Below are 7,460 nucleotides of genomic sequence, written 5' to 3' on the forward strand. Positions count from 1 at the left end.
CCAGAAGTCCTGACGCCAATTTCAGAGGTTGTCGAAGCCTTGAAATCGGGATGGAGCCGTCAGAAATCATCTTCCATTGTTGTCATTGCCGAAGGAGAGGAAGAAGGCAATGCCGTTGAAATCTCCGAAAAAATTCGCCAGCAGGTTCAGTCTGAAATAGACATGCGCGTAACGACACTTGGGCACATTCAGCGGGGAGGCATTCCAACTGCCTACGACCGGATTCTGGCCAGTCGTTTAGGATTAGGCGCCTTGGAAGGTCTTATCAATGGCGAAAAAAACGTAATGGCGGGCATAGTCAATAATGAGCTGGTTTATACGCCTTTCCGGGATACAATCCGCCTACCGAAGCCGATTAGCGAAGACCTGCTCCGGATGGTAAAAATTCTGAGCGTATAACGTAGTGTTTTGAAGCAAATAGTGTGGCAGTCAAAAAACCTGACTCTACGCTATTTGCCAGCAAACGCCAGCCGAAACTCTGTACCATTGTTTGGTTCTGACCAGACGCTGATTTGACAGGCAATCGCTCGGGCCAGATCGCGGATAAGATGCAGTCCAAGGCCACTTTTTCCGCTAATGGCTGTATCGCTTTTGTACAGCGCCTGTAGTTGACTCTCCGACATGCCGGGGCCATTATCGCGAATACGCAGCACTACGTGACCATTTTCGAACCGAGCCTGCCAATTAATTTGCGCGTTGGGCTGGCTACTGAGGGCTTTTACGGCATTATTCGTGAGATTTTGCATAATAGCGCGGAGGTAATCTTCATCGGAAGTTATGCGTAATCCGTCGGGATTTTCATATGTAAACGTTACCTGCGTTACACCTGCAAAGAACCGTTGCAGATAGCCGAACAGCGTTTCGACGGGAATCTCTTTTGCGTTGGGCTTGAACTGCTGCATCTGACTTTTGCTCCATAATAGCATCGATTCCATCGTATCGAGCAGCCCTTCGGCGGCTTCCGTAATTTTTTGCTGATGGTGAGCCGCCTGATTGGGAGAGAGCAGATCGGGACTGCTACGCTGCAAATGCAGAAAACTAATCAGGTTGGCAATCGGGCTACGCAGATCGTGGCTCAGGATGGCAAAAAATCGGGTTTTCACCTGATTGGCTTCGTCGAGCTCCTGGTTCAGCTGCAGCAACGTAGTGTTCGTACGTTTGCGGGTTCGGCTTTGCCAGTAAAGCAGCGACCCGATAACGAGCAACAACCCAACCCCTACCAGTAAGGCCAGTTGCTGACGTTTCTGTCCGGCAATGGTTAATTGATTGATCTGGAGTTGTTTGTCGCGCAGTTCGATTTCACGCTGGCCCTCTACCTGAGCAATCTTGTTTTTAGCTTCCTGTGAATACAGCGAATCCTGTACGGCCTGGTACGCTCTGAAATTTTCGTAAGCACCTTTGTAATTGCCCGTCAGCACCTGTAGTTCAGCCAGATTTGCCCGAAAATGAGCCTGATCGCCAATCTCGCCTTTATCGACGCTGAGCCGAATGGCTTCGATCAGGTATTTCTCAGCCAAACGTAGCCGGGCCATTCGATTACTGGGCTGAATGGGGCTTTTATTCAACGTATCAGAACGTACCAGATCCAGATAAGCAACGCCCAGGTTAGCCTGATTACTGACGGCATCGAGGTGACGCGGGTTGATGCTATCCCAGAGTTGTTTGGCTTTCAGAGCGTAGTCGATTTTTCGGCCATAATCGTTTTGCATCGCCGTCGCCAGGTTACCGTAGGTTTTGGCCAGTCCTTCGCGGTTATCCACTTTCCGCTGTTCGGCCAATGCCTGAAAACCGTACTGGCGCGCTTTGGGCCAATTTTCCATCTGCGTATACAGGGCCGCCATACTACTCAGGGCAACGGCCAGTTCGCGCCGGGCGTTGATGTCGGGATTGCGTTGCTTGTAACGTAGCGCGAGCGCCCGTTCGCCAAATTGCAGCGCCTTCGGAAAGTTTTTCTGAATCCGGTAAATCTCCGATACGTTGTCGAGGCAAAGACCAATCAGGTAGTTGTCGCCAGTGGTTTCAGCATGTTTCAGCCCTTCGAAATAGTAGCGCGTAGCGGCTGGATAATTGGAACGGATATTTTGTTCGGCTACACCCAGATTGTTGGTCGTACTGGCCAGATTCCACGTATCGCCCAGCCGTTTATAGATCGCAATCGCTTTCAAAAAATAATATTGGCACGAGTCGTAATTCCCTTTGTCGCTGTACGATCGACCGATATACGAATTGAATACGCCGATGCCCCGATCCCACTTCATGCGGGTGGTATGCAGCAAACCCAGTTTGCTATACTGTAGCGCCTGATCGACGTTGACAAAAAACGATTCGTCAGCAATCACGCGATACAACCGCCCTTTCACTGTATCATTGCCCGCTTTGGGTAGTTCGGCCACCAGCGAATCGATAAGCGCACGACCCTGCTTTTGGGCGAGGGCAGGTATCGAAAACAACAGTAGAAAGGTCAATATATGGCTCACTACGGGTCGGATTTTCAGAATAAGTTACGTATTGAATCCTATCGAATCCAGCGTCGACCGATAGCTACGTCCAATTGGCAACCTAAACTGATGAGCGTGAACGTGTTGCGCATCGACCCGATCGATGAAATGCCGCTGCACAGCGTAGCTCCGGTGGATACGTAGAAACGACTGAAACGGTTGGTTTTGTAACAGATTGCCGATAGACGACAGCACCGTGTACTGATGCATGGACGTAACGATACGGGTATAATCTTTCAGCCCCTCCAAATAGACAATTTCATGTAGGTTGAGCTTGATCTGCTGATGGCCGTCCTTGATAAACACCGTATCGGCGCCCAAACTTAGGTCGAACAAATGCGCTTTTCGAGTCAGGTCAAAAAATCGTTCGATACGGTTCATCGTATGGCCAAAGCGTTCGGCCCGGATGGGTTTCACCAGATAATCGAACGCGTCGACCGCGAAGCTATCGGCAGCATAATCGGGATAGGCCGTAATAAACACGCAAACCGGAATCTGCATCAGATTCGCCCGCAGTTCGAGCCCACTCAAGCCCGGCATATCGACATCGAGCAATGCTACGTCGACCGACCGATTTTGGAGAAACGGCAACGCTTCCGTAGCCGACTCAAACACACTCACTACGTCGAGAATCGGGTACTGACGCGCATGAGCCAGTGCCGTTAGTCGGTCTATTTCGTTGTCATCGACAATAATACAGGAGTGGGTGTTTCGTGACATTATCAGCCAGTCAGTTACCCAAATGTATGTGATTTCCAGGCAACAAATCAACCGTTGGCTCAAAGTGAACGGTCGTTAGTCGATTCAAACGGTCGTTTGTCGAGAAGCCATTGCAGGAGTTAGTCAGACAAAGCAGTTTCGCTTCTGTCAACGCCGAATGTCGCTATGAAAAAGCTCCTGTTATTCCTCCTGATTGTTGGTTGTAGCAGCCCTTCTACCGACCCTCAACCCGACCCGAACGATGGCACCCCATCAAATCCATCCACACCGGGTGCATCCACACCGGGATCTACCAATTTGGGCAATGGGAAGCCGGGCGTAGTGGGGCTGTCGGACATTGATGCGTGGGATACACTGGCCGCGTCTGAAAAAGAACGTATCAAGAGTTGGAATACGCTGTTTCTGCATCAGTCCGTCGGCCAGGATCTGGAAGAAGGTGCCAAAGCCAACGGTGTTACGTTCGAGTATTTCGGTTCAACCGATCGGGTCGATAAAGGTACCGAAGGAAAGGGACTTCGCGGGGGCATTTTTGTGGACGTGGGAGGCATTCCAAACGGCGATCCGTATGAGAAAATCCGGGTTTTCAGAGAAGCCGCACTACGTAGCAAAGCCACACTCAAGATTGCCATCTTCAAATTTGGGTACGCCGACATTCTAGACAGCAATCGCGAGCAGGTGAAAACGGCCTACAAAACCTTCGTGGATGAACTCCGCCAGCATATTCCGGGACTTCGATTCGTGCACGTAACGCCCCCACTGGTGTATTCAACTACCGCCGAAGAAGGCAATGCGGCCAAAGCGAACGTAGCGCAGTGGATGAAAGATACGTTCAAAAGCACTGATGTCATTTTTGATCTACAGGCTATCGAGACCAACGAGGGTACCTGCCAGCAGAACAACGTACCGCGCATCTGCCCCGACAATCGCGCCAGCACGACCGACCCATCCGACGTAAACGGCGTGGATGGCGACGGGCAGGGGCATCTGGGCAAAAAAGCGGGCCAACGTATCAGCAAGGCGCTTCTAATGAGCATTTACAATGCCGGAAAATAACCTGTTGTCAGTCAACTACACTCAAAATAGCCATCTATGGAACGTCGTAATTTTCTTTCTGCTTCAGCTATTGTCGGTCTGCTTTCCGGCATTATGCCCATTAATCTGTCAGCACAGTCAACAGTGGATCTTCCACTGAAACCCTTTTATCTACCACCCGTAGAGCCTTTGCAGCCCGGTCCGTTTGGGCTGAATACCAGAACCCGCGTTCGGCAAACCCAGACCAACGGGCAGTTTTCCTGCGTTGAATTTGCCATAGCCCCCAAAAAAATGGGTCCGGCTCCGCACCTTCACAAAGCGCTCGATGAATTGATGTACGTAGTGGAAGGTACCATAACGGTATTGGTTGGCGATACGGAATATCAGGTGCAGGCGGGTGGATGGCACCTGCGTCCGCGTGGTATTGTGCATACGTTCTGGAACGCTACCGATAAACCTGCCGTTGGAATCGACTGCTATTTTCAGCAACCCTTTGAAGACTATCTGGAAGCTTCTATTCATACCATTCCTGCGTTAGCTAAAACGCGCGGTCTGGCTATGGACTCGCCAGAAATACGGACCATGTACAAGGATCTCCAGCAGAAATTTGGAATGGTTGGTTTTCCCGAAAAACGGCAGCCTATCATTGACAAATACGGCCTTGTGGCGTAACAAATATTCCCGATGAACAAAGGCACCCGAATTTTACTGACCTTACTTATTCTGATGGGCGTGAGTTGGGGCGTGTATGAATGTAACTACAACCTAAGCTACGCCAATGACCTGAAAGACCGACCGTGGGCCTACAGCCGGGATGAAACCGCTCAACTGTTGGTTGGTACGTGGCAGGGCGAATTTCGTGATCCGAACAACGTAGCAAAGACCATCCGGCTCACAATCCAGCCACCCATGACCGACGAAGAACGAGCCCAAAAAGCGAGCCGACGCACACGCAAACGTAGCGGTTTGGGCACCCGAACGGATAAAAAACGATTCGCTGGATTCGCTACGGTAACCAGTTCGCGGGGTAAGGAAGATTACCAATTCAGTGGGCACGTACTGACTGAAGATGGGCATCAACTCAACGTCATTCAATTCTCGACCAGTAATGAAATCAGCACGATACGTAACAATTTCAATCTGCACTCATCTCTCAAAGGCGGTATGTAGCAGGGCCAAAATCTGACGCTGACGCTAGCCTTTACGTTCACAACCAATACGGGCTCGAGCTATTCAAACAGCGCTGATCCGCGCTACGATAAAAAAATAACCATTCATTTTTCGCGCATACAATCATGAGAAAATACCTCGCCTACAGCCTGTTAGTGGCGGTTCTGTTTGGCAACTCGGGAGCGGGTTGCGGCAGCAAAAACGAAGACGATCCGAAGCCGGTCCATATGCAAACCCTGATTGGGAAATGGGAAGCAATACGCGCCAATTATGAGATCACCGAGCACAATGGAACGGTTAAAAACACGGGGCCAGAACTCAAGAGCAATGGTACGATCATCATTTGGGAATTTTTCAGTGATGGTCGGCTTAAGGCCACTGGAAACACCAATCCCGGTAGAGCTATGGAAAGCCGTGAGGTACGCTGGGAACTGAATGTCACCCGTCTCGATGGGAAAAATATTGATGTGGGTACGTTGACAATCATCGGTGATGAAGAGCGGAAACTGGCCAAAGAGCTGGGGCAAACCGGAGAGTTAACGTATAACATTGAAGCGTCTAACCCCATCAGCGGCAGCGATTTTGCCATTATGCATCTGAGCGTGGATGCAACTAAAGTTGGGCCGTACAAAAAAAATATCCTGACCTACACCTACCACAAACTCTAAGCCATGAAATCGTCTATAGTTATCCTCCTGATTACGCTGATATTCTCGTACGCATCCGCACAGGCACAGAACGTAGTAGGCACCTGGAAACGTACCGCCATGATGCTGACCGAGGCCAGTGGCAAAACTGAAGATTCGACGCCTGAACTGACCAAAGCGATGCCTTGCACGACAGGCATTACGTACTCGTTTCTGGGCGATGCCTCCGTACCACCGAACACACCCGGACTTACAAAAAGATGACCTTGACAGGTGGGCATAACGTGACCATCTCCACCTTTATTATCAGCCAGCCGACCAGAGAAACCCCGGATTGGCACGACCGCAACATCTTCGACACCAAAGCCGAGCGCCAATGCCATCTGGATCATTAAATGCTAACGAAGGTGGTATCCCGCCGTAAACGTGATAGAAAAGGCATTGTTATTCAGCGATAAATAATCACTTTTTGTTGCGGGTGTCAGGCTCATGAGGTATGTCCCCACTAAACCTAGTCTAAGTTTGTTAATGTCCTGAGTTATTCCAATCTCACCTTTACCACCTAAATGAAATGGTTTAAACTCATAAAAATCTCTGTACAAATCACTCTTAAAGCGTTTAGGCCCCACTAATATATTAGCGTAAGGCCCAACACCTGCAAATAGATTTAATCCCGAGCTGCGTTTATAGGCTCTGAAGGTTGTGTTTAAATGCAGATATTTTAGACGTTCCGTTACAATAACTTTTTCATTTTGAATAAACACATCCTCATCTTTACCACCTAGAACGTTATATCCAAATTGAGAGGATAAATAGTACCATTTATGCTGTAAATAGTCCGAGCCAATAAAAAGCGAATAATTTGGGATTCTGGATTTTAGAATAGATAAATTTTTGCTATTAGTAAATCTACTTGATGTAAGACCAATATCTACTTTTAGATATTGTGCACACAAATCCTTAGAAATGAGCATTAGAGAAAATAAAACTATTTTCTTAGACATTGCAGTGTATGCTTATTTTTCGGATGAAACGAAATAAATATTCAAATTATTATACGTTATATATAGATAACAAGTGCATTACGGTATACATATGATTCGATGTATACCGTAATGCACTTGTTAAGCATTAACACCGGATCAAGGGGATACCCCATATGTGCAGGTTAAGCCTGTTAGATCTTGAGGTAATGTGCCAGCGTATATACTTTGACCTACTGAATTATAGTTTGGCACTATACTATATGTAGAAAACGTGTATGTGCTATATCTTGTAGCAGGATCGTATGTCAGTACGTTATTGATACCTACAACTTATGTATCAAAATTTTATACCCATTCTTAGAAGCTCCATAAAGGCCTGCAAATTGCCCAGAAGGCAATGTGAAAAA

Annotated in this window: 9 protein-coding genes; 6 read left to right on the plus strand and 3 right to left on the minus strand. The window is 48.4% G+C overall.

From position 1 onward, the window contains the following. The coding region (locus ACOJS8_RS27860; protein WP_420151834.1) for a 6-phosphofructokinase at nucleotides 1-399 on the plus strand (399 nt) is incomplete at its 5' end. A gap of 50 nt (nucleotides 400-449) precedes the next feature. Here ACOJS8_RS27860 and ACOJS8_RS27865 read toward each other — a convergent pair. Both ACOJS8_RS27865 and ACOJS8_RS27870 read right to left on the minus strand, forming a co-directional pair. Continuing rightward, nucleotides 450-2,450, minus strand: coding sequence for a tetratricopeptide repeat-containing sensor histidine kinase (locus ACOJS8_RS27865; RefSeq protein WP_420151835.1), 2,001 nt, complete (start codon nucleotides 2,448-2,450; stop codon nucleotides 450-452). Between the two features lie 51 nt (nucleotides 2,451-2,501). Beyond that, nucleotides 2,502-3,218: a LytR/AlgR family response regulator transcription factor gene (locus ACOJS8_RS27870; RefSeq protein WP_420151836.1), complete on the minus strand. Its 717-nt coding sequence runs from the start codon at nucleotides 3,216-3,218 to the stop codon at nucleotides 2,502-2,504. Between the two features lie 165 nt (nucleotides 3,219-3,383). Here ACOJS8_RS27870 and ACOJS8_RS27875 point away from each other — a divergent pair, with 165 nt between their 5' ends. From ACOJS8_RS27875 to ACOJS8_RS27895, 5 genes are all read left to right on the plus strand, one after another. After that, nucleotides 3,384-4,271, plus strand: coding sequence for a hypothetical protein (locus ACOJS8_RS27875; RefSeq protein WP_420151837.1), 888 nt, complete (start codon nucleotides 3,384-3,386; stop codon nucleotides 4,269-4,271). Nucleotides 4,272-4,307: 36 nt separating this feature from the next. Further along, on the plus strand, nucleotides 4,308-4,922 hold the full coding sequence (locus tag ACOJS8_RS27880) for a cupin domain-containing protein (RefSeq protein WP_420151838.1): 615 nt from the start codon (nucleotides 4,308-4,310) through the stop codon (nucleotides 4,920-4,922). 12 nt (nucleotides 4,923-4,934) lie between these two features. Continuing rightward, entirely contained in the window at nucleotides 4,935-5,420 is a 486-nt protein-coding gene (locus tag ACOJS8_RS27885) for a hypothetical protein (RefSeq protein ID WP_420151839.1), read from the plus strand. 125 nt (nucleotides 5,421-5,545) lie between these two features. Beyond that, complete coding sequence (locus ACOJS8_RS27890) at nucleotides 5,546-6,088, plus strand: hypothetical protein (RefSeq protein WP_420151840.1); 543 nt, start codon at nucleotides 5,546-5,548, stop codon at nucleotides 6,086-6,088. 3 nt (nucleotides 6,089-6,091) lie between these two features. Next, nucleotides 6,092-6,331: a hypothetical protein gene (locus ACOJS8_RS27895; protein ID WP_420151841.1), complete on the plus strand. Its 240-nt coding sequence runs from the start codon at nucleotides 6,092-6,094 to the stop codon at nucleotides 6,329-6,331. 134 nt (nucleotides 6,332-6,465) lie between these two features. On the opposite strand, the gene ACOJS8_RS27900 is transcribed toward ACOJS8_RS27895, so the two are convergent. Continuing rightward, entirely contained in the window at nucleotides 6,466-7,071 is a 606-nt protein-coding gene (locus ACOJS8_RS27900) for a hypothetical protein (protein WP_420151842.1), read from the minus strand. Nucleotides 7,072-7,460: the final 389 nt, after the last annotated feature.

The sequence above is a fragment of the Spirosoma sp. genome, assembly GCF_048594605.1.
Classification (GTDB): domain Bacteria; phylum Bacteroidota; class Bacteroidia; order Cytophagales; family Spirosomataceae; genus Spirosoma.